The sequence below is a fragment of the Virgibacillus tibetensis genome, from assembly GCF_036026595.1.
Lineage (GTDB): Bacteria > Bacillota > Bacilli > Bacillales > Amphibacillaceae > Virgibacillus_P > Virgibacillus_P tibetensis.
Genome location: NZ_JARZFX010000009.1, coordinates 56,330 through 78,459 on the forward strand (window position 1 = coordinate 56,330; position 22,130 = coordinate 78,459).

The 22,130-nt window shown below is 36.9% G+C and carries 25 protein-coding genes; 4 read left to right on the top strand and 21 right to left on the bottom strand.

Features of this window, described 5'->3' with window-relative positions:
* Positions 1–2 precede the first annotated feature (2 nt).
* The 19 genes from QGM71_RS15590 to cpaB all read right to left on the bottom strand — a co-directional run bounded on the left by QGM71_RS15590 (position 3) and on the right by cpaB (position 17,336).
* Positions 3–212 (bottom strand): hypothetical protein, encoded by a 210-nt coding sequence (locus QGM71_RS15590; protein WP_327608488.1) that lies wholly within the window; start codon positions 210–212, stop codon positions 3–5.
* 20 nt (positions 213–232) lie between these two features.
* The gene (locus QGM71_RS15595) at positions 233–907 is read right to left on the bottom strand and encodes a Tad domain-containing protein (protein WP_327608489.1); all 675 of its coding nucleotides are present in this window, start codon (positions 905–907) and stop codon (positions 233–235) included.
* Entirely contained in the window at positions 904–1,299 is a 396-nt protein-coding gene (locus tag QGM71_RS15600) for a TadE/TadG family type IV pilus assembly protein (RefSeq protein ID WP_327608490.1), read from the bottom strand. Before QGM71_RS15600 ends, QGM71_RS15595 begins: the two co-directional genes overlap by 4 nt.
* Positions 1,299–2,015: a hypothetical protein gene (locus QGM71_RS15605; RefSeq protein ID WP_327608491.1), complete on the bottom strand. Its 717-nt coding sequence runs from the start codon at positions 2,013–2,015 to the stop codon at positions 1,299–1,301. Before QGM71_RS15605 ends, QGM71_RS15600 begins: the two co-directional genes overlap by 1 nt.
* A gap of 453 nt (positions 2,016–2,468) precedes the next feature.
* A complete protein-coding gene (locus tag QGM71_RS15610) occupies positions 2,469–2,972 on the bottom strand; it encodes a hypothetical protein (RefSeq protein ID WP_327608492.1) in 504 nt (167 codons plus the stop codon).
* 48 nt (positions 2,973–3,020) lie between these two features.
* On the bottom strand, positions 3,021–3,848 hold the full coding sequence (locus QGM71_RS15615) for a hypothetical protein (protein ID WP_327608493.1): 828 nt from the start codon (positions 3,846–3,848) through the stop codon (positions 3,021–3,023).
* 61 nt (positions 3,849–3,909) lie between these two features.
* Positions 3,910–4,737, bottom strand: a complete 828-nt coding sequence (locus QGM71_RS15620; protein ID WP_327608494.1) for a hypothetical protein — start codon at positions 4,735–4,737, stop codon at positions 3,910–3,912.
* 95 nt (positions 4,738–4,832) lie between these two features.
* Positions 4,833–5,660 (bottom strand): hypothetical protein, encoded by an 828-nt coding sequence (locus QGM71_RS15625; RefSeq protein WP_327608495.1) that lies wholly within the window; start codon positions 5,658–5,660, stop codon positions 4,833–4,835.
* Positions 5,661–5,805: 145 nt separating this feature from the next.
* Positions 5,806–7,311 carry a hypothetical protein gene (locus QGM71_RS15630; protein ID WP_327608496.1) on the bottom strand — a complete coding sequence of 502 codons (1,506 nt, stop codon included), beginning with the start codon at positions 7,309–7,311 and terminating at the stop codon, positions 5,806–5,808.
* A gap of 35 nt (positions 7,312–7,346) precedes the next feature.
* On the bottom strand, positions 7,347–8,777 hold the full coding sequence (locus QGM71_RS15635) for a VWA domain-containing protein (protein ID WP_327608497.1): 1,431 nt from the start codon (positions 8,775–8,777) through the stop codon (positions 7,347–7,349).
* Between the two features lie 94 nt (positions 8,778–8,871).
* Positions 8,872–10,299: a VWA domain-containing protein gene (locus tag QGM71_RS15640; RefSeq protein ID WP_327608498.1), complete on the bottom strand. Its 1,428-nt coding sequence runs from the start codon at positions 10,297–10,299 to the stop codon at positions 8,872–8,874.
* A gap of 79 nt (positions 10,300–10,378) precedes the next feature.
* Positions 10,379–10,663: a capsid protein p24 gene (locus QGM71_RS15645; protein ID WP_327608499.1), complete on the bottom strand. Its 285-nt coding sequence runs from the start codon at positions 10,661–10,663 to the stop codon at positions 10,379–10,381.
* Positions 10,647–11,828, bottom strand: coding sequence for a VWA domain-containing protein (locus QGM71_RS15650; protein ID WP_327608500.1), 1,182 nt, complete (start codon positions 11,826–11,828; stop codon positions 10,647–10,649). Before QGM71_RS15650 ends, QGM71_RS15645 begins: the two co-directional genes overlap by 17 nt.
* Positions 11,829–11,888: 60 nt before the next feature.
* A complete protein-coding gene (locus tag QGM71_RS15655; protein WP_327608501.1) occupies positions 11,889–12,104 on the bottom strand; it encodes a hypothetical protein in 216 nt (71 codons plus the stop codon).
* A gap of 23 nt (positions 12,105–12,127) precedes the next feature.
* Complete coding sequence (locus tag QGM71_RS15660; RefSeq protein WP_327608502.1) at positions 12,128–13,063, bottom strand: type II secretion system F family protein; 936 nt, start codon at positions 13,061–13,063, stop codon at positions 12,128–12,130.
* A gap of 3 nt (positions 13,064–13,066) precedes the next feature.
* The gene (locus QGM71_RS15665) at positions 13,067–13,996 is read right to left on the bottom strand and encodes a type II secretion system F family protein (protein WP_327608503.1); all 930 of its coding nucleotides are present in this window, start codon (positions 13,994–13,996) and stop codon (positions 13,067–13,069) included.
* On the bottom strand, positions 13,968–15,338 hold the full coding sequence (locus QGM71_RS15670; protein WP_327608504.1) for a CpaF family protein: 1,371 nt from the start codon (positions 15,336–15,338) through the stop codon (positions 13,968–13,970). Before QGM71_RS15670 ends, QGM71_RS15665 begins: the two co-directional genes overlap by 29 nt.
* A 24-nt stretch (positions 15,339–15,362) precedes the next feature.
* On the bottom strand, positions 15,363–16,496 hold the full coding sequence (locus QGM71_RS15675; protein WP_327608505.1) for an AAA family ATPase: 1,134 nt from the start codon (positions 16,494–16,496) through the stop codon (positions 15,363–15,365).
* Positions 16,497–16,532: 36 nt separating this feature from the next.
* Positions 16,533–17,336, bottom strand: coding sequence for a Flp pilus assembly protein CpaB (cpaB, locus tag QGM71_RS15680; RefSeq protein WP_327608506.1), 804 nt, complete (start codon positions 17,334–17,336; stop codon positions 16,533–16,535).
* A gap of 732 nt (positions 17,337–18,068) precedes the next feature.
* Between cpaB and QGM71_RS15685 the strand changes: the two genes are divergently transcribed.
* Positions 18,069–19,514, top strand: coding sequence for an amidase (locus tag QGM71_RS15685; RefSeq protein ID WP_327608507.1), 1,446 nt, complete (start codon positions 18,069–18,071; stop codon positions 19,512–19,514).
* A 69-nt stretch (positions 19,515–19,583) separates the two neighbouring features.
* Entirely contained in the window at positions 19,584–19,865 is a 282-nt protein-coding gene (locus QGM71_RS15690) for a hypothetical protein (protein WP_327608508.1), read from the top strand.
* A 17-nt stretch (positions 19,866–19,882) separates the two neighbouring features.
* On the opposite strand, the gene QGM71_RS15695 is transcribed toward QGM71_RS15690, so the two are convergent.
* The gene (locus QGM71_RS15695) at positions 19,883–20,164 is read right to left on the bottom strand and encodes a YutD family protein (protein WP_327608509.1); all 282 of its coding nucleotides are present in this window, start codon (positions 20,162–20,164) and stop codon (positions 19,883–19,885) included.
* Between the two features lie 141 nt (positions 20,165–20,305).
* On the opposite strand from QGM71_RS15695, the gene QGM71_RS15700 reads away from it, so the two are divergent.
* The gene (locus QGM71_RS15700) at positions 20,306–20,890 is read left to right on the top strand and encodes a YhcN/YlaJ family sporulation lipoprotein (protein ID WP_327608510.1); all 585 of its coding nucleotides are present in this window, start codon (positions 20,306–20,308) and stop codon (positions 20,888–20,890) included.
* 111 nt (positions 20,891–21,001) lie between these two features.
* Entirely contained in the window at positions 21,002–21,967 is a 966-nt protein-coding gene (locus QGM71_RS15705; RefSeq protein WP_327608511.1) for a M23 family metallopeptidase, read from the top strand.
* 48 nt (positions 21,968–22,015) lie between these two features.
* On the opposite strand, the gene QGM71_RS15710 is transcribed toward QGM71_RS15705, so the two are convergent.
* A complete protein-coding gene (locus QGM71_RS15710) occupies positions 22,016–22,129 on the bottom strand; it encodes a methionine/alanine import family NSS transporter small subunit (RefSeq protein ID WP_327608512.1) in 114 nt (37 codons plus the stop codon).
* Between the last annotated feature and the right edge of the window lies 1 nt (position 22,130).

The window sequence follows — 22,130 nt, forward strand, 5'->3', positions numbered from 1 at the left end:
ATTCAGGCAACAGAATTCCCCTCTTTTTCACGAATCGTTTGAAGATGAGTCTTCCGGCCAACAGGTAGAGCCACGCCGACGACTATCGCTGTGAATGGAAAGCCTCCATCACCAAACAGCCATTCTAATCCAGTAATGGGAGTATAAATAGCGTAAATGAAAATCATTAATACTAAGTAAATTCTTCTCCATTTTTTCTCCGTCTTTGACATTAAATTATCTCCTTTCTCACCTAATTTAATTGGATGGTGCCCGGGTTCCAAATATCTTGCAGGAAATCCACTTTTGGCCCTGCTGACTCCTGATAAAGTTTTTCTTTTATCCCTCTCAGTAACCCATCATACGATGTAGATTCTACTTCGTTGGCAGCCCTCACATAAATTCTATTTTGCTTGACCGTTAATGTTGCGCCTTCTAATTTTCCACCATTTTCAACAATAGTATTTCGCGCCATATTAATCACGGTTGCATCAAAATCAATATTTTGTAAAATCTCACGTAATTTGATGCGTAATTCACTATTGCTGAGTGCCTTATCTAATACTCGATCAAGTGCCTCCAGTTCCAGTTCATTATCCGTCCAGTCATTATAGTTGCTGTTGTTTCTCAGACTATCCTTCTCGTCAGATATTTTTTCATCAAAGTCCTCAAAAAAAGCATGGATAGATCCCTCTAGCGTTTCATGTTCATACTCATAAATTTCTTGCCTGACTTCCTTATATAACATACTTGTTGCGGCCATACTTGCCTGTTTGGCAGTGGTCGCTGACTTTTCCTTCACCACTAAGGCTGCACCCATATTTAGTACAAATACGAAAAGTACCATCATGAGACCGAGCATTCCTATTACAAATAAAGCTATATTGCCACGTTCATTTTTAAAGAGCTGCTGTATATCTTTGTTCATTCAATCACCCTGCCGGAAGCGGTCGCTTGAAGAGAAATTTGCGGTATGCTGTAACCACGTATTTTTTCAGGTAAAAAAATCAGTTTTATTTTAGAATTTACTTGAGCGGTAAAGTTTTTAGAACCATTAACACTTATGCTTTGGGATGATAGATAGTTTCCTGTAGAATTGAGTATTTTGTTTGCGGCTGCACTGGCTTCTGATTGATTTTTAGTAATGGAGTAAACACTGGCATATTCATTTGCTGCAGATTGGGTAACTAAAACACCATTAATTCCTACAATGAACTGAAGTATAACCATTAGTAATATTAGTGCTACTGGAACTATACCCAGAAACTCAATGGTCGCACTGCCAGATTCTTCTTTTCTAAATCTTTTAAACCATTTCATTAGAAATTAGCCTCCTCAACTCCAACCTCTAAAACTTCTTGTGCTTCACGCCATTTTATAATATAAGAGGTTAGAAGAATAACAACAAATGGGAAAAACAGCATATTTAATACCATCTGTGTGATAATTTGAGCTGAAAAAGAAGAAGTAATATTAAATATCTGCATAGTGACATATATTCCAAAGAAAAGCTCTACAAAACCTGTTACAAGGATGACTAACAGGATTTTAAAGAAATTTTTCTTACCTATCCTTATCCCTTCCTTAAATGATTTCCAAACCGACTTATTATCAAATACACTCAAATAAGGGATGGGAAAGACGAGAGCTAACACAATTAATCCAGGGAGAAAGAACAACATAAATCCAATCGTTGATAGAAACGAAACAATACAGGCAAATACAAAAACAGTAAATCCATTTGATAGAAAATGAATAAAAGAGTCACGTAAGCTATGTTCATGCCCAATGTACTCATTGTACACATAGCGGATAAATGGTACTTGTGCATATATAAATAATAAAACTGTCAGGAACCCGTAATATATATCTGCTATTGAGGAAGTTTGAGAGATACTGGGTGTTATGGCAAACATATAATTCGTAACAAAGGAATGTACGATTAACAGCGGCAAAGTAGTTCCTAACATCAACAAAAGAAGCTTTTCAAATTTCCCTGTGTAAATTTCCCACGTATTCCGAAATGGTTTTTCCATGATAAACCCCTTACTCTTTAACTTATGATATTTTTCGTGATTTCAACTTTTCTTAAATCTGTTTTTAAAAATATTTTTGTTATTGACACAAAACATATTAAGCTCGACGTAACTTCAATGTTGATTTCCACTTCGGACAGTCGCTTTCCGCGGGCACGGCTTCAGCCTCCTCGCGGAAAACCACCGCTGTGGGGTCTTCAGACACGTGCTGTTCCCGCTGGAGTCGACTGCCCTCCGCTCCAATCAACTAGCATAAAAGTGAATAGCAGCTGTTATATTTAATGAAGTTACAAACCACTACACCACGAAGTGTATTTTCCGAAACGGGATCAGAAAGCCACTCTCAATAAGTAGCAGAAATCAAATTTTCACTGTGTCGCATTTTATATCAACTACGGGAATTAAAAGCAATAGAACTTGCGAAAGGGACCTTTTTTAATAACTAATTATCGACTACTCTTCGTCTATTAACTCAACATTGTATTCATCAGCCAATTCTGCCATCTTTTCATTAGCTGCTTGAGCTTTAGTTTGTGTTTCAACTACCTTTTCTTCTGCTTGCTGAACAATTTCAGCTACTTCCTCCTCGGAAGCTCCTTCAATTGTTTTTTCCAACGCTTCAAATCTTAAATTAAAAACTTCTACCCAGGAACGCATCTGTTCTAATCTCATGCTATGCATCTCTTTTACAACATCAGACTCAGGTTTCTGAGATTCAATATATTCCTCGATCTCGCTTATCAAGGGCAATACATTTTCCTCTTGAAGTTTCAATTCCTCTTCAAGTGTTCCAGCTTCAAAGGAAGCATTCAATTCCACTTCTACTTGTGTTGCTTTTTCATTTACTGTTTCTACATAGTTATTATGGTATTCTGCTAACTCTTTGCCTTCTGCTGAACTGCAGGCAGAAAGACCAAGAATCATTGAAACTAGTATGAATAGCATCAACTTTTTCACCTTAAAAACCCCTATTCTAGTATTTTCTGTAGATTACTACTATTTCTTTCACGGATACCTCAAAGTCTTTTTAAAATCTTCCACTCGTTCTTCCATGCCTTCCAGAAAAAAATCCAGCCACATTTGACACATTTCAGATTCGCTTTTATTTGAAAAATCATACCCTCTTGTTAGTAAATCTAGTGTATCTTTAATCTGTTGTTCTGCAGCCTTGCTCGTCATCGCTCTTAATACCCTGTGCTCCAAGGAGGTTACATATGGTTTGATTCTCGTGTCATTCCGATTTTCATAAATAATATCGAAGTCTTTGCGGTTATCATACCTATCTTTGAACTGCTTATATTGAATCAAATTACCTACAGGGATATAGTTTAGTGATTGATCTAAATCTTCATCCGTAAAATATCCTCTATCGTTCACTTTGTCATAAAAGTCTTTTGTTTCTTTCCATAAATCTATCATTTGTTCTTGTAATGCAAGCATGTTTTGGATAATGGTCAATGACCGGCGATAAATTATTTCCTTATTGTGCCCCAACACATCGGCATCTACAATGCTCTTCAAATAATCCCGCACCTCCTCAAGTACAGAGAAGTTTAGTTCTGCTCTCTCCCTGACACCCTCTTCTACATTTGCGTTACTGGCTCCAAAATAAACGAGCGGTGAAAGAGCTTGGAGAGCTTCTTCTCTATTATTTGAATCGGGTGATAGGATTGCGTGGCCTTTTAAGCTGTGACTAAACCTTCCTTTATAAATTGCTAAATAATAAGCATGATTGTTAATTAGGTAAGCATCCAGATTAACCGATGTACCTTCAAACCATTTTTGATATTTTTTTCCTAGTCGTAAAAGCTCTTGTCCTTCTAGTTTTTCCATGTATCTCTCCTTACTTTGTCACAGTCTTCCTGTGACGCTTGGATAGCCTCTACCTTTCATTTCACGGATACCGTAATGTCTTTTTAAAATCTTCCAGGCGTGCTTCTATACCATTCTTACAATAGTTTAAGAGTATTTGATATCTTTCTGCATTACTTTTGTTTCGAAAATCATAACTTCTTGTAAACAGGTCAAGCGTCTCTTTAATCTGTTTTTCAGAAGCCTTGCTCGTCATCGCTTTTAATACATGGTGCTCCAAGGTAGTTGCATATGGTTTAATCTTAGGGTCATTCCGATTTTCATATATTATGTCAAAGTCATAGCAATTATCATATCTATCCTCAAACTGTTTATATTGAATCAATTCAAATGTAGGTATATAACGTATTGATTTTTCTATATCCTCATCCGTAAAATACCCTATCTCGCCTACCTTGTTATAAAAGTCAATGGTTTCTTTCCACAACTCTACTAATTCAGCTTGTAATTCAAGCATGTTTTGGATAATGTCCAATGACCGGCCATAAATTATTTCCATGTTCTTTTCCAACACACCGGAGTCTACAATACTCTTCAAATAATCACGAACCTCTTCAAGGACAGAAAAGTCAAGTTCTCCTCTTTCCTTGGCTCCCTCCTCAACACTTCCGAAACTTAAAGCAAAATAAACAAGAGGGGCAAGAGCTTGAAGTGCCTCTTCTCTATCATTTAAATCTGGTGATAGGATTGCATGCCCTTTTAGTTTGTGACTAAACCTTCCTTTATAAATAGCTAAATAATAAGCATGGTTGTTAATTAGGTAGGCATCCAGATTTACGGATGTACTTTCAAACCATTTTTGATGTTTTTTACCTAGTCGTAAAAGCTCTTGTCCTTCTAGTTTTTCCATGTACCTCTCCTTACTTTGTCAATCCCTCGTAATTGTCCTCTCCATTTATAATAAATCTCCTGTGACTATTGGATAGCCTCTACCTTTCATTTAACTCACGGATACCGTAATGTCTTTTTGAAATCTTCTACACGGGCTTCTATACTCTCTTTAAAAAATTCCAACCATATTTCATACATTTCTGATTCACTTTCATTTGTAAAATCGAAATCCTTTGTCAAAAGATCGAGTGTTTCTTTAATCTGCTGTTCTGCAGCATTGCTCGTCATCGCTTTTAATACCCTGTGCTCCAAGGAGGTTACATATGGTTTAATTCTCGGATCATTCCGATTTTCATAGATAATATCGAAGTCTTTGCGATTATCATATCTATTTTTAAACTGTTTATATTGAATCAATTGAATAACCGGGGGATAACAAATTGTTTTTTCTATATCTTCGTCCGCAATATAACCTCTTTTTTGCACATTCTCATATAATTCCTGGGCTTCCCTCCATAAGTCAACCATCTCATCCTGTAATGTCAGCATGTTTTGAATTATATTCAATGATCTGAGATAGATAATTTCCTTATTATGTTCCAACACACCTGAGTCTACGATCCCCTTCAAATAATCACGCACTTCCACAAGTACAGAGAAATCTAATTCAGCTCTTTCTTTGCCACTTTTCTCAACATTTCCATAACTAATGTAAAAATGAGCCAGAGAGAAAAGAGCTTGAAGTGCTTCTTCTCTATCATTTGAGTCTGGTGATAGAATTGCGTGGCCTTTTAAGCTGTTACTAAACCTTCCTTTATAAATAGCTAAATAATAAGCATGGTTGTTAATTAGGTAGGCATCCAGATAAACCGATGTACTTTCAAACCACTTTTGATGTTTTTTTCCCATTTTCAATAGTTTTTGTCCTTCTAGTTTTTCCATGACTGACTCCTCTCGTGGTGAATATTTATATTATGTATTAGCATCCATTAAAAGATTTAGTGTAAAAGAGAAAACAGAATAGAACGAGCCCTAGCCTCACTCTATTCTGTTTTAAAAATCTACTGGATATTTATTTAATATATATTTAAGAAAACCAGCCTTTGACAGTTTTCCAACCTTTTTTAATCGTTTGACCTGCCTTTTTACCAATTTCCTTGGCAGTCGATTTTACATCTCCCTGCCAATTTCTCGCAATTAAGCTTACACCTTTGGATACCACAAATATACCAGCACCGGCTGCGACGAGTCCTGCTCCCAATGCCTGGCCTCCAGGAATTGCTGCTGCAACACCGCCAGCACTCATTATTGTCTCTCCTAAGTTTGAGCCAATATTCGCAACTGCTGCTGTTTTATCAGCACCGGAAGCGTTACTATTAAACGTTTGAATAGCGTCCCCTACACTGGCACCTGTTTTATACGCCGAGACACCTGCGTTGATGCCAGATGTCACAAAATTAAATTTGGACAAAGCTCCCATATTACTCCAAGTACCTGCTACCTTGGAAATATCTGTACTTTTGTAGACCTGTGATGCAGAGTCTTTAATCATTGATACGTATTGTTTAGTCTTTGCTGCGAATTCTGTAGTCTTTGATATGTTAGATACGTTAGAAGCTTTCCTAATTCCATCACCACTGGTTTGTAAAGCACTACTTAATGCATACGATCCTTGTCTTAATGTTTCCAGCTGTTTGACTTTATCGAATCCTGTTTTGCCAGTTTTGCCCATATCGTATACATCAAAAAACTGAGAATCACCAAGATGTAGTTTAGCCCCACTAACAAATAAATTTGTTAGGTGCAAGCTGGTCTTATCATGAGAAAAGCCACCATCTAAACCGTCGTTTACAAAATTAGCAGTTCCATTTATTACCGTATCAATAACGAATTTAGTACCCTTGTATCCATCTGAACTATAAAATCGATCCGGTGGTGTATAGGTACCTGATCCTGGATCCGCTGAATATGGATTCCCTGAAAAGCCAGGGTATTGCCATGCATAACCTAAACCACCTTCACCCTGAAAGCCGGGCTGATTCCATGCATTTCCTGAACCACCTTCACCCTGAAAACCGGGCTGATTCCATGCATTTCCTGAACCACCTTCACCCTGAAAACCGGGTTGAGTCCATGGATTACCTGAACCGCTCTCACCTTGAAAGCCGGGTTGGGTCCATGGATTACCTGAACCGCTCTCACCCTGAAAGCCAGGTTGGGTCCATGGATTACCTGAACCGCTCTCACCCTGAAAGCCAGGTTGGGTCCATGGATTACCTGAACCGCTCTCACCTTGAAATCCTTCTTTTGACCATCCTTCTAAATACCATGGTTGACTTTCCCAATCATAGCCTTCCCAACCTATATCAGCGTCTGATCCTTCCTTTGACCAAGGATCACCTGACCAGGGGCTGCCTTCCCACTGCAGATCACTACCATCCCAAGGGTCACCTGACCAGGAATCTCCTGACCAAGGGTTGCCACTCCATGATTCAACTGCGTATACAGTAGGAACTAATACAGGCTGTAGTGTTAAAAAGGCAACAGATAGCACAACTAATAATCTTCTTATCCATCTACCGATCTTCTTCACCCCACTATACTTTTATATATGTGATGCCTCACCTGTCAATTCTGGGGCTGTTTATTGTATTTATCATTAATAGATTTCTTAATTTCCTCTAGTTTTTCTACATTAATGTTTTCTAACTCTTCTAAAGCCTCTTGTCTGGCTTCCTTTATCAGTTCATTGACTTTATTCCTTCTGGCATCAAATTCTTTTAGTTGGTTGTAAGCAATAATCTCTTTTTCGCGGAGCATTCTGGTAATTCTATATATATTTGTATTCTGCCTCAGGTTTTTTTTATACCATTCATTAGATTCAGCCATTATGTCAAAACCATTATCAATTTCTATCTTTTTTACGTCTTGCAAGGCATCCTTTTTCCATGATTCCCACGCTTCCAACACTTTTTCTGCACGGTTAAATTCTTCCTTTAATTGCTCCTGATTATTTGCTGTTGTAAAAATCCCACCTGATTCATCTGCCATTTTTTTCAACTGTGCCTGGGCTTCTGAGTCTACATTAAATCCAATAATATTGATAATTGGTTCTGCGTTAGAATCAGCTAGGGATTTAGCAACCTTCACAGGGTCGCCACCACATGTTTCGACACCATCACTAACTACATAAATCAAATTGGTACTGTTTTCTGCATCAAATTCCTTGAGTGCTTCCTCCGCTTGTTCGAGAACATCGGCCAACGGTGTCCATCCTGCTGGTTCAATTTTATCTAACTCTTCTTTAAATTTTTCTTCATTATAAGATGCATAGCCATATACCTGCTCAATTGCAGCACACGATTTTGCTTTATCTTCTTGTGATCCCGTGCCTTTATGACCATAGACCCGGAAAGACACATTGGCATCCTCAGGTACTTGTTTCATAAAATCATGAATTGATTCTTTCGCAATTTGCATCATCGTCTCATTGCCGATATATGCACCCATACTTCCGCTGGCATCCAGTAATACTTCGATGTTATAATTTTCTTTGAAATGAAATCGAGAATCGGGTAAATCAGGATTACCAAACTCACCAAATTCCCATTTTTTGATAAGATCTTCCGGATCAGGGAAATCTTCAGCTATCAGGGAGTAGATATACGTAAAGTATTGATCATATTCTTTTTCGCTAGCATCTTCTGGCAGTGGGTTTAATCTATTGAGTCTTTCTACAACTTCAGCTATATTGCTATCATTCCAATCAGATGACCAAAGTGGGAAATCACCTTGTACTTGATTAATAAAACCTGCTGTATCTTCAGGAACCTCAGGAGTTTCCTCTAAAAACTCCATCCCATTCTTGTCTTCCTTTTTGTCTTCAACATCTGTTTTCTCTTCTATTTCATTGTTCTCATCATTCTCGTTGCTTTTAACTTTTTCTTTCTCATTTTCACTTTGCTGGTTTGCGTTAATTTCAGCAGGTTCTTCATTTTTTGAACAACTAAATAGCAGAAAAACAGTAATAAGCAAAATTAATATACTTTTATAGTTCATTTAAAACTCTCCTAAAGGTTGTAACTTTTTTGTATGGCCTTTTATGATATTTAATTATCGTGATTATCCACTATTCTCTATAAATTCAACAAACTTATCTTGTACTTTGGTTACTATACTTTTCTTCAATATTTCTTTTCATTTCTTCTAGTTTTTCAACACTAATATCTTCAAGTTCCTCTTTTACATCCTTTCTAGCTTCTTTTAGAAGTTTATTAACTTTATTTCGTTTGGATTCGAAATAACTTACTTGTTGAAAGTCAATAATACCTTCCTCTTCAAATATATAAGTTAAAGTTGATAAATTTACGATGAGAAAATCATCTTTTTTTGACCATTCATTAGTAACTCCCAAAATATCGAAGCTGTTCTCAACCCTAGTATATTCTGCATCTTGTAAAGCCTCTTCTTTCCATTCCTCCCATGCCTTCAATACTTCTTCTGCACGGTTAAATTCATTTTCGAGTTGTTCTTGGTCATTTGCTGTAGAAAATATGCCTCCTGATAATTCGGCCATCTTTTGTAACTGTGCTTTGGCCTCGTTATCTACGTTAAATCCTATAATATTTATAATAGGCTGAGCATTCGAATCAGAAAGTGAATTCGCAACTTCTACGGGATCTCCATCACATGTTTCAACACCATCACTTACCACATAGATTAGATTTGTATTATGCTCAGTATCGTATTTTTCCAATGATTTTTCAGCTTGTTTCAAAGCATCAGCCAGTGGTGTCCAGCCTGCTGGCTCGATTTTTTCCAATTCTGCCTGAAATTCTGCCTCGTCGTATGAACCATAGCCATAAACCTGTTCAATTGCTGCACAGGACTTCTCCTTATCACTTTGCGAACCTGTTCCTACATGACCGTAGACTCGAAATGAAATATTAGCCTCATCTGGAACTTGTTTCATGAAGTTATGAATAGCTTCTTTAGCGATCTGCATCATTGTCTTATCCCCAATGTATGCCCCCATACTTCCACTAGCATCTAGCAAAACCTCTATATTATAATTTTCTTTAAAGTGATAGCGGGAATCTGGAAGATCGGGATTACCAGAGGCGCCAAACTCCCATTTTTTGATAGTGTCCTGTGGATCTGGAAAGTCCTCAGCCACTAATGAATACATATAGTTGAAGTATTCATCTAATTTCGCTTCACTGGCATCCTTTGAAAGAGCCTCCAGCCTTCTAACATCTTCTTTCACGTCTTCTGCTATACTGTCATCTCTAACATCTATCGAAGCATACGGACCCGGTTTTTGATTAATAAAACCTGCTGTATCTACAGGAACCGCAGGAGTTTCCTCTAAGAACTCCATCCCTTTCTTGTCGTCCTTATCGTCTTCAACATCTGTTTTTTCTTCTATTTCATTGTTCTCCTCATTCTCGTTGCTTTTAACTTTTTCTTTCTCATTTTCACCTTGCTGGTTTGCGTTAATTTCAACAGGTCCCCCATTTTTTGAACAACTAAATAACAGAAAAACAGCAATAAGCAAAATTAGTATGCTTTTATAGTTCATTTAAGAGTCTCCTAAAAGATGTAGCTTTTTTGAATCTTAAATTTTATAAACCCTCTATTTCCGGAGATTTTTAGATTTGTTACTCTTCTTTTGATTGTGTATTATATTTCGTATTTATGCTTTTTTTCATTTCGTCTATTTTCTCTGCACTAATACCTTTAAGTTCTTCCTTTATTTCTTCTTGAGAATCATTTAAGAGATCGCGTATATTATTGCGTTTTAAATAGAATTGATCTCTTTGTTGTTTATTTATAATTTCTTCATTTTTAAACATTCTTATTAAGCTAGATAAATTAATGAATTGTTTTGTATTTTTAAAACCCCATTCATTTGAAATCGCTATTATATCAAAGTTGTTTTCCACCCACCCGAGAAGCATCCACGTCATCTATGGCATCTTTTCTCCATTTTTCCCAAGCTTCCAAAACCTCTTCTGCTCGGTTAAACTCTTCCTTCAGTTGGTCTTGATTATTTGCTGTAGAAAAGACCCCACCTGAGACTTCAGCCATTTCCTTCAACTGTTTTTGTGCGTTCGAATTCACATTAAATCCAATTATATTAATAATCGGTTCTGCGTTTGAATCAGCTAAAGATTTAGCTACCTTAACGGGGTCTCCATCACATGTTTCGACGCCATCACTTACGACATAAATCAAATTAGTGCTATTTTCTGAATCAAATTCCTGCAGCGCTTCTTCTGCTTGTTCCAGAACGCTTGCTAGTGGTGTCCAGCCTGCTGGCTCAATTTTATCCAGCTCTTTTTGAAATTCATCTTCTTTGTATGGAGCATAGCCATATACCTGCTCAATTGCGGCGCAGGACTTACCTTTATCTTCTTGTGAACCTGTACCCTCATGACCATAGACCCGGAAGGAAACATTGGCATCTTCAGGTACTTGTTTCATAAAATCATGAATGGAATCTTTGGCGATTTCCATCATTGTTTTATCACCGATATATGCCCCCATACTACCACTCGCGTCAAGCAGAACTTCTATATTATAATTTTCTTTAAATTGATAGCGTGAATCTGGAAGGTCTGGGTCCCCCGAGGCACTGAATTCCCATTTCTTTATTGTATCCTGTGGATTTGGAAAGTCCTCTGCAACTAAAGAGTACAAGTAATCAAAATACTCATCAACCTGCTCTTCATTTGCATCTTCAGAAAGTGGCTCTAATTTTTGTACATCCTCCAGGACATCTTCTACAATATTTTCATCAAGAATTTCAACCCCTGCATAGGACCCTGCTATTTGATTAATGAAACCAGCTGTATCTTGAGGTACTCGAGGAATGTTTTCTAATAGCTCTTCACCTATGCCTGATTGAATATCTTCTTCACCCAGGTTCGCGTCGCCCTCAATGCTTTCATCAGATTCCCCATCTACTAGACTATCGCTTTCAGTTTCCTCTGAAATATTTTCTTCTGGTTCAGGTTGAATGTGATCATCGGTTGATTCATCTTTTTTACTACATCCAAACAGTAGTACAGTTATTATTAAAATAAAACTAAATAACCTGAAGTTCATTTAAGACTCTCCTAAAATTTATAACTTTTTTGCATTTTAAATTATAAACTTTATTTATTCTCAGCCACCGCCAATATTAGATAAAAATTCATCAAACTTAGATACAATGGTACCTCCGAAACCTGAGTTGGCGAAGGCGGTTGAAATTAGCCCTACAACAATAACAACAACTGCTGCAATTCCAATCCATTCCAGTGTCTGTGACCCATTTTCGTTACTTTTAAATGATTCTACCTTTTCCATCATATTTACATAAATTCTATTTACAAATTTCATTATAACCCTCCTAATTTAATTATTTAAAACATATTAAATATACTATCTTCTCCCATCAACATATTTAAAATCATTAAGCCTGCAATCATTAGTATGGAAACAGGTGCAATTAAAAATGTTGTGACGAGTGTTACTTTCGGTGACGCTTTTGCAGCCAGCTCTTTAACTTGCTCTTGACGAATTTGCCTTAAATCATCTGCTTGAATTTTAAATGTTTTGGCTATTGGTATTCCCAAATCCATTCCTTGGATGAGACCCTTTATTAACGATTGGAATTCTTGATTATCATTTCTCTGCAGTAACTCACGATATGCCTTTTCTCTAGTAACTCCTAAGTCGATTTCCTGGTTAAACCGTGAGAATTCTTCTCGTATCGGCCCATCGAAATGTTGAATCACCTCCCGTAATGCATGATCTAAACTTACCCCTGCCTGGAGACTGGTGCTAACCGTATCCAGAAAATCAGGTAAATCCTCTCTAATTAAATTCTGCCTCTTTTTGACCTCCCGCCTGATTAAAATTATAGGTATAAAATAACCAATAAGAGGATTAAATATAATCATATATTGAGAGAATGGCAGACCTACTATGATAGAAAGTATTCCTAAAAAAAGGCCTACTATAAATAGAAATATTTTTAACCCCTGGAATCGTTGTACCGTTAATTTCAGGGGGTTCCCTGACTTTCGGAGCCATTCTTCAACCATGTGATTTTCACTGAAGAAGTTTATCCTTTGGCCTAAATCTGCAAAATCATCAGCATACTTTGTTATCTTTTGGAATAAATTTGCCCGCTGATCCTTCTTCTTTTTCTTTCTTTCAAACGGATCTATGTCAGTCACAGTTGATACATGAGATAGCACACTGCGTTTTTCACCTAGATAGGTTCCAAAATGTTTTATGCATAATAGAACACAGAACCAAAAAGCAATGATCGTTAAAATAATTAATGCATCCATAAGCTACACCTTTATGTTTGTTATTTTTCGTATCAGTAAAAACGATAGAATGACCGCACCAAGGAATAGAATTAATATAACTAGACCAAAGCCCGACCATAATGGGTCAATAAAGCCATCAATAACGTTGTTCATTACCAGTAAAAGAAAGATTGGCAGGGCTGGAACGATAAATGAAATATACTTTTGCTCTGATGTCATCGTCTTAATGATCTGGCTTAACACTTTTCGTTCTTCAAAGGTTGTTGCCATCGTATCAAGAGTCAATGCTAAGTTGCCTCCTGTTTTTTTCTGAACCAGAAGTGTAGCAATAAACAAATTGAATTCCCTTGATTTGTTTCTTTTTTGTACGGACCTTAGTGCAGGTTCCAGTGGTACACCTAACTTCAGCTCATTAGCAATCCGCTTAAACTCATTCCCGGCAGGCTCCGGGACTTCCCTTGCCACGATGTCAATTCCCTGATTAATCGTTAACCCTGAGCGCGCAGCATTTCCCAGTAACCGGCAAACCTCTCCTAATTGCCCATTAAAACGTATTTCATAATTATTCTTTCTAAAGTAAAACAATAAATAATGAGCTGCTAGTATAATTAGTATTGATACCAACAGGCTGGTAGCTAGTGGTACATTAAGAATGGTAAATAGGAAAAACACCATTACCATAGCTCCTAATATCAATGCACCAATGTATTCAGAAGGTAATAACTTTACATTAGCACTTTGCAATTTGTTACTCAGTGCCTGGGAAGATTCGCGTTCATCAAACCGGTCTCCCCACTTGCTTACCATACTTTTTCGCTTTTCTTCAGGAAACCACTGTTTTACCTTTTGGTTCCATTCTTTCTTTTTCGATCGGTATCCTAAGTAAAAATAGCCAAACAGTAAAAGTGATAGAACTGCTAAACTATAAAGTATAGACACTGCTATGTTCATAGTTCATATCCTCCTTAGGGGTAAAAACATCCATATCCACTTCTAATCCAAAAACCTGCAGATGAGGGATGCATTTTGGTATGATTCCTGTAGGGGTGTAATAACCTTTTATTATCCCACTAGCATCTACTCCTGTACGCTGAAACAGGAATATGTCCCGAACTTGAATTTTATTCCCTTCAATCTTTTCTACTTCAGAGATGTTTGTTATTCTTCTGCTTCCATCTGTCAATCGCTGCACTTGAATAATATAATCCAAAGCACCGACAATATAATCACGTATGATGTGTGTCGGTAAGTCCATACCTGCCATAACTACCATACCTTCGACACGGTTGATTGCGTCTATCGGTGTATTAGAGTGAACCGTAGTTAATGATCCCTCGTGTCCGGTATTCATCGCCTGGAGCATGTCAAATGCTTCTGCGCCACGTACCTCCCCAACAATAATTCGATCTGGCCGCATACGTAAGGAGTTTCTAACTAATTGTCTAATTGCTATTTCACCGGTACCTTCAACGTTGGCTGGACGGGCTTCCATTCCTACCACATTTTCCCGTTCCATTTTTATTTCTGCCGAGTCCTCAATCGTTATCACACGTTCACCAAATGGTATTTCCATTGCCAGCGCATTTAGTAAAGTAGTTTTACCACTTCCTGTTCCACCCGATATCAAGACATTTAATTTTGTTTTTACGAGTGCTTGCATGAATGTAGACATATCGTGTGTAAAGGTATCATTTTTTTCAAGATCATCCATTTTAAACGGTGTCTTTCTAAACTTTCGTATAGACAATAACGTCCCATCCAGACTTATTGGCGAAATAACAGCGTTCACACGGCTCCCATCTGGTAATCTAGCATCGACCATAGGCGAGCTTTCATCAATCCTTCGTCCGAGCGGGGCTACTACACGATCCACAATATGGCGTACATGGGACTCATCCTTAAAGGTAGTATCTGCTTGTTCCAGCTTCCCCTTTCTTTCAACGTAAATTTCTTTCGGACCATTAACTAAAATCTCAGTAATTGAATCATCTTTCAACAACGGTTCTAATGGACCGAAGCCGACACTTTCATCAATCAATTTAGAAAGGAGCATTCCTTTGTCCTGCCTTGGAATGACTACCTTCTCTTCAGACATAAATTGGTTGATATATCTTTCAATCCGAATTCGTTTATCTGTTTCACTTAAACTAGTTATCAGTTCCAGATTTACTTCTGTAAGAAGCCGACTTTTATAATGTTCTACTAGTTCGTCTATGTAACTTGAAGTTGATATATAACGCTCATCATTAGTTCTATGTGTATTCTTTGGGGTGTTACGCTGAAAAAGGGCCATGTTCCCACCTCCTTAAATCATGTTTTATTTCAACATAGAGTGAACCCATTTGTTAACATCCTTTGCCAGGGGTGACAGCTTTTTCTCTTTGGCTACTTTCCGTAATGGTTCACCCTGGTTAATAAAATTCTGAACTCCTTTATCCCTTCTAATCTCGGCAGCGATTGTATATTCGACAAATCTCTCCATATCTTTTTTTGTTAACTCTTTATCTTTCCCCTTAAAATTCATAACAAGTTCCAGTCGGTCTTTTGTGATAATTCCAAGTCGTTGAAATAAACGCTCCACATTTTTTAACACTCGGATTGCAACTGTATCGATATTCATTACATAATAGATACGATGGGCTTCTTCCAGTGCTGCGAATACCCTCTCATCCATCCACACAGGTAGATCTACAATGATAAAGTCATAACTCCGTTTACTTGCACGCAGAAGGCGTAAGATAACATCTTCCGTAATTTTCTCTGCCATTTCAGCATCTCTTGGACTTACTAATACATGCAGATTAGAATTTTTCTCTATTTCCGCAACATTTCTTATGTGATGCTCATTTAATTCATCAATTACTGGAATTAAATCAATAATCGAGCGGCTGCTGTCCAGTCCAAGAAACGTTTCAGCTCCACCATATTGGAAATTCAAATCAATATAGAGCACATTAGCCGTTGATTCCAGTTTTATTGTCTGGGAAAATGCTGTACTGATTAAGGATTTACCAGTACCACCACTCCCGCTGTAAAAGGCAAACACCTTTCCACCGCCACGTTTAAAAGTGTCAGTCTCCGATGTTCGATCCATCAGACTAGAAGCTTTTTTCGCTAGGGCATAAAGCCTCTCTTTAAAAAGAATTTCCTCACCCGGGAAAACATAATAGTCTGAAATACCCAACCGGATCAACCCGCGTAATACGGTGAAATCCTCTCCCGTATTTACACAAATAATATATGCATTGGGAAATTCGGATAATACAAGCTGTGCATCATCAACAGCTGAATTGTCTTCTGAATTCAAAATTAGAATCAGTTGCGCATCATGTTTTTTCAATTCATATGCTTCTACAAAATGCAGTTGAAATTCCCCGGTTATTTGCTCCTTAATGGTTGTTATTAGTTCATCATTATTTCCTATAATGTATAAATCATTGATTTTGTTCATTTGTTGCCTCCAGCTAAATGACATAATGCACGCTGTTTACGTTTCATCGTTTTCATCCTCTTCTTCACTCTTTTTGTCATCCTTTTTTTCGCCGGCTTTGTCTTCCTTTTCGTTTTCTTCTTCCTTTTGTTTCTCTTGATTATTTTCTGTACTGTCATTCTTACTTTCCTCGACTGATTCAGAAACCTCGGTTTCAACCTCTGTTGACTCTTCATTCTCTTCGGTTTGCATCTGCCCTACATTTGCTTTTACAATTCGTACACTATCTGCATAGTTTTGCATATGAATTAATTTAGGAACTGCCTCTAAAGGAAGTTCTAGTAAAACCCCCACAAATTCTCCATCGTCTCTAGCCACTCTGGAAACTTTTACATCTTTCATGAAAATTTCAGTAACGGGCTCAGACTCAAAACTGTTAGAAACAATAATATCCACACGATCTAGCGCGTCTAAAGACTCGTCAAAATACACTTTTTCCGATTTCGTCAATGTGATCAAACGGTTATCAGCCTCTGTTACTGAGGAAGCTTCTTTTAACATTCCCTTCGTAATAACATCCCCGGAAGACAACGGAACAAGCGAAACTTTGTTGATTAAATCTTCAACGTTTTCGATGTGATCATCCCGCTTATATTTTTTAGGTATTTCATCTGTAGTAATATCATTAGGTGTGATAATAGTCCTTGAATGAATGGCCTTATCAGCGACATAAATATTCACCATAGTTCCTAAGTTCGTATTTAATGCTTGAACTTTATTAAGCACAAGAAATCCCGATGTTGCTGCTAATACAATTGCGATTAAGAAGAAAATAATTGCTTTACGTTTTGATTCAAGCATCTTTCCACCCTCATCCCTTTATATATAGTAGGTGTTTAAAACGTTCCGGGAAAACGGAATATGATCATTTCCCTGTTTTATACATTGTTGGTAATTTAAACATTCTTTTCCATCGTATTAACCAACTACTTTAAATAATCACACAAATAAAAAAGATGTCAACTATGTTACAAATCAGAGCACTTTTATCACAGTCCTTATTACCTAGTAACTTTAAATAAACCAAATAATCTCAAACTGGTTTTTCTGTTTTTTTTAGTCATTAAGTAATGATTATTTACCATAATTTACTATTATTTGGTTTTAATTGGTTATAATTTGGTTCTTTACTATTATTTTTTAAGAAAAAAGTGAACTAAGGCTATATTCACTGTGTAACTTGTATACCTATATAAAATCTCTTCATTTCTTTAAAACAAATCAGTAGGAATTGCTCATCGCTACTTACATTTATTTTCGGCAGATGTTTCAGACCGCACATGAATAAAAATGGAAATCATGATATAGTTAAAATTATGTCAGAATTATGAAGAGGCTTACCATAGCCAATAAAAATGAGGTTTTAAAGGATGAAGCTACATTAAAAGATGTTCGTTATATTAGTTTTATGGGCTACTATCAACACTTTAATTTAGCAATTTGCATAATGAATATGACATATCTAAAACTATTGTCATTAACATTTGGTCTCGTCTGTATTACTTACTTAATTTAAAACAAGGAGAATGATGAATGAGTAATTATATAACACCGCTTGATCAAAAAGTCCTTTCAATGGATGCTTTTGGAATCGCTGAGTCGATTCGAAATGAGGAATTTACAAGTGAGGAAGCAGTAACAGCATATATTAACCATATTAAAAAGCTGAATCCTGTTATTAATGCTGTTGTTGAGGAGCGCTTTAAGCAAGCTTTAACTGAGGCAAAAGAAATGGATCAACTTCTGCTTTCCAGCTCAACCATCGGACCTTTACATGGTGTCCCTATTAGTGTAAAGGAATCTCTCCATGTCGCTAATATGAAAACAACTGGTGGCTTAGAACATCGCCAGGATTTAATAGCAAGATACGATGCAGACGTTATTACTGAACTTAAAAAAGCCGGTGCAATTATAATTGCGAAAACAAATACTCCTGCACTATGCTTTTGCCAGGAGACAGAAAATAAATTATATGGTCGAACAAATAACCCTTGGGATGTGACCCGAACTGCAGGCGGTTCCAGTGGTGGTGAAGGTGCCTTGCTAGCTGTTGGTGGCGCTTCAGTTGGTATAGGATCTGATATAGGTGGATCCATTCGATTCCCAAGTCACTTTAATGGAGTCGTTGGATTTAAGCCTGGTATGTTTCAAGTTTCGGCTGAGGGACATTTCCCCCGCATTGATGAAAAATTACAAGAAAGAATGTTATCAGTGGGACCTATGGGTAAATCTGTAAGAGATATGGAGCTTGTATATAATATAATTTCTTATAATTCAACTTCCACACAATCTTTAAATGATTATAAAATTGAAATCTTACCAAATAATATAAACTACCCGTTAACAGATAACACAAAAGGTATATTAGATGCAGTGGAAAACTTTCTGACGACATCCTATTCCATAAAGCGAAGCACCCCTCCCTTTTTTGAAGACAGTGCCTTGCTTTGGCAGGAAATTATGTCTATTAATGGCAGCGAACTGATTGAGAAAGAAGCCTATAACCATGATCGGTCTAATCCAATAACTTCTTTTTTCAAAGAGAAGTTAACTGAACGAACGAGTATTCACCCATATTTATCATGGGCAATTATTGGTGCCAAACTCTTCAAGCCATCTAAAAATAGAATCCGTGAAATAGAAGCAATTATTAAGCGGGAAGAAGATAATTTAGCTGAGTACTTGGTTGATCGATTATTAATTTTTCCTGTATATCATTCAGGGGCTCTTCTTCACGGTAATGTATTCAAGGAGATTTTTTCTATCCGACGTACCTTCTTGGAATACATGCCATATGTTGCTTATGCAAATGTTTGGGGTTTGCCCTCTTTAACTATCCCCGTTGGTACAGATGAGCATAAAATGCCAATAAGTATTCAAATTATGAGCTGTAACGGTAATGAGGATGCAATCTTTCGTCTAGGTAAAATAATAGAGAAGAAATTCAGAGGTTATATAAGATGTAGCCGTTTAGATTAATAACAAAATTTGGCATAATATAACGACTCTCATTTGTATAAGCTACAGAGTAAGAGAGGATGTCAAGCTATGTCAAACAAAGATGTTAAGAAGTATTCTGATTTTTCAAATGTAACTAACCAACGAAACCTTCTCATTCCTGAAGAGTTTCCAGAAGGAGCTTTTGGTTCTTCAATAAATAAAGAAGAGCCAGTGTATAGCAAGTCAACACCCTGGGGAAAAGGGCAATTCCGTGAAAGCGCATTTGTTTATCCATACAAGGAGTTGCATGAAGATTTGCCAAGACAAACGCCTGGTGCTCATCCTATCCATGATGAACCAGGGGATGTTCACCCGCAACAAGAGGATTAGCAGACTGCTCTAGGCTGCTAATCCTTTTTATTTACTTTTTTTAATACAAAGTAGGAACAACCAAAATTACAGTACTCATATAAATAATCATCCAAAGAACTAATTTTCGTATCTACTGCAGCCTTTGGATTTTGATCATTATAAAATCCTTTAAGCCTCAGTTGTTCGTATCCCCAGTCGCCCAGTATATAATCATATTTGGATAATATGTCAGAATAGCGTTCTTTTATTGATTCTTCCTGGAATCCTTCTTTTATGTTTTCTGTAATTTCATACGTATTCCCTTGTAATTCAATCACCACTATCACCCCTCTTGAACTGTATCTAGTTTATCATATTTCCACCTCTTGTAACCAACCACAAATTAATTGTGTGCATGATTTCTTGACTATATAGCAAACTAAAAAGGAAAATAACTTATGCTAAAAAGGAGAGAAACAATGAAAACATTCATAGGAGGAAAATTAATTACTTTGCTTGCTCTAGCTGCATTAGTAGGATGCGGAAATACAAATGAGGCCGTGGATGACAGAAACCGAATGATGAATGAACTAGATCCTACCGGAGGCACTGAGCAACAGCAAATGGATAACGAACTTAATGATCGACTGGGTTATGTACGTTATACCAAGGAAGAAAATGATTTAGATGCAGATAGAAATCGCGAAGTTACGATAGACCGGACTGAGATGGCTAATATGATAACTAGAATTATACTGGATAGTGATGGATTCGATGAAGTAGCAACACTTGTCACAGATGAGGAAGTATTAATCGCTTACCTGAAGAATGATGAATTTGAGCAGGTGGAAGCTGCTGACATAGCTAAGAAAACTGCAATGTCTGTATTACCAAGATATTTTGATATATATGTATCAGATAACGAAGTCTTGATCGATGATATCCACAGCCTGCATAATTCAACGACTACCAACCAAAATTATGATAATACTATCAACAGGATTATTGATGAGATGAAACAATCCCCTCAAGGCTATAATAATAAACAAAATGACATGGAGTAAATTTACAGGCTGACTTTCGATAGTAGTTCTGTCCACTAACCATTCGGCAAGAATAGTAGTGAAAATAGTTATCTAATTTAGAAAAAAATTAGGTATTAGGGGGTGATACACATGAGTTACAAAAGGGTATATATTTTTATATTTTCGTTCATTTCGTTTATGTTCTTTTCTAGTGCAGTACAAGCAGAAGAAGAAATTTACGAAAAACGATTGGCGCTTTTTAAAAAGACAGAAGCTTTAACACAAATTCCATGGTATTACTTTGCAGCAATTGACAACTATGAGAGGAATATTAAAAAGAACGACGATAACGAACAAGTAATATCTATTACTATACCTCCAGAATTATGGTTCGGTTTAGGTAACAGTTCCATGATGATGGAAGAACAAACTATTTCTTTTTTTAATGGAAAAGGAAAAGATGGCAATGGCGATCAAAAGGCAGACCCCTCTGACCCGGAGGATATCTTATATACAATAGGTAATATAATTTTGGAACATGGGCAAACAAAGGATGACATTAAAATTGCACTTTGGAATTTCTATAAACGTGACCTCACCGTCCAGACCATCATAAACACGTCAAAGGTATTTAAAGAGTTTCAGGAAATTAACCTAACAGATAGGGACTTTCCCGTCTCTATTCAACATAATTACAGCTATCGAAATACGTGGGGGGATAGAAGAGGATTCGGTGGACTACGTATCCACGAAGGAACTGATATCTTTGCAGGATACGGTGCTCCCATAAAATCCACCACGTATGGTGTAATTGAAATGATGGGATGGAACCTTTATGGTGGTTGGCGAATAGGCATTAGAGATATTTACAATATTTACCATTATTACGGCCATATGAATGGCTATAATGATGACATTGAAGTTGGCCAAGTTGTAAAGCCTGGCGATGTGCTTGGTAGTGTTGGTTCAAGCGGTTATGGCCCACCAGGAACTTCAGGAAAGTTTCCACCACATTTACATTATGGTATGTACAAAGATAATGGGTATAGCGAATGGTCATTCGACCCTTACCCTTATTTAAGAAAATGGGAGAAAATAGCCAGAAACAAGGATTAGCAAAAGAGCCTTTACCGTTGGTAAAGGCTCTTAATTATTTGATTAAAATTACTGTTGTTTTACTGATTTTGCCTTTTTAACAGCGAAGGTAATACTTGCTGTTAAACCACCCCATATGATTACAATACCAAGGATCATAACAAAGATAGCACTACCACTCATA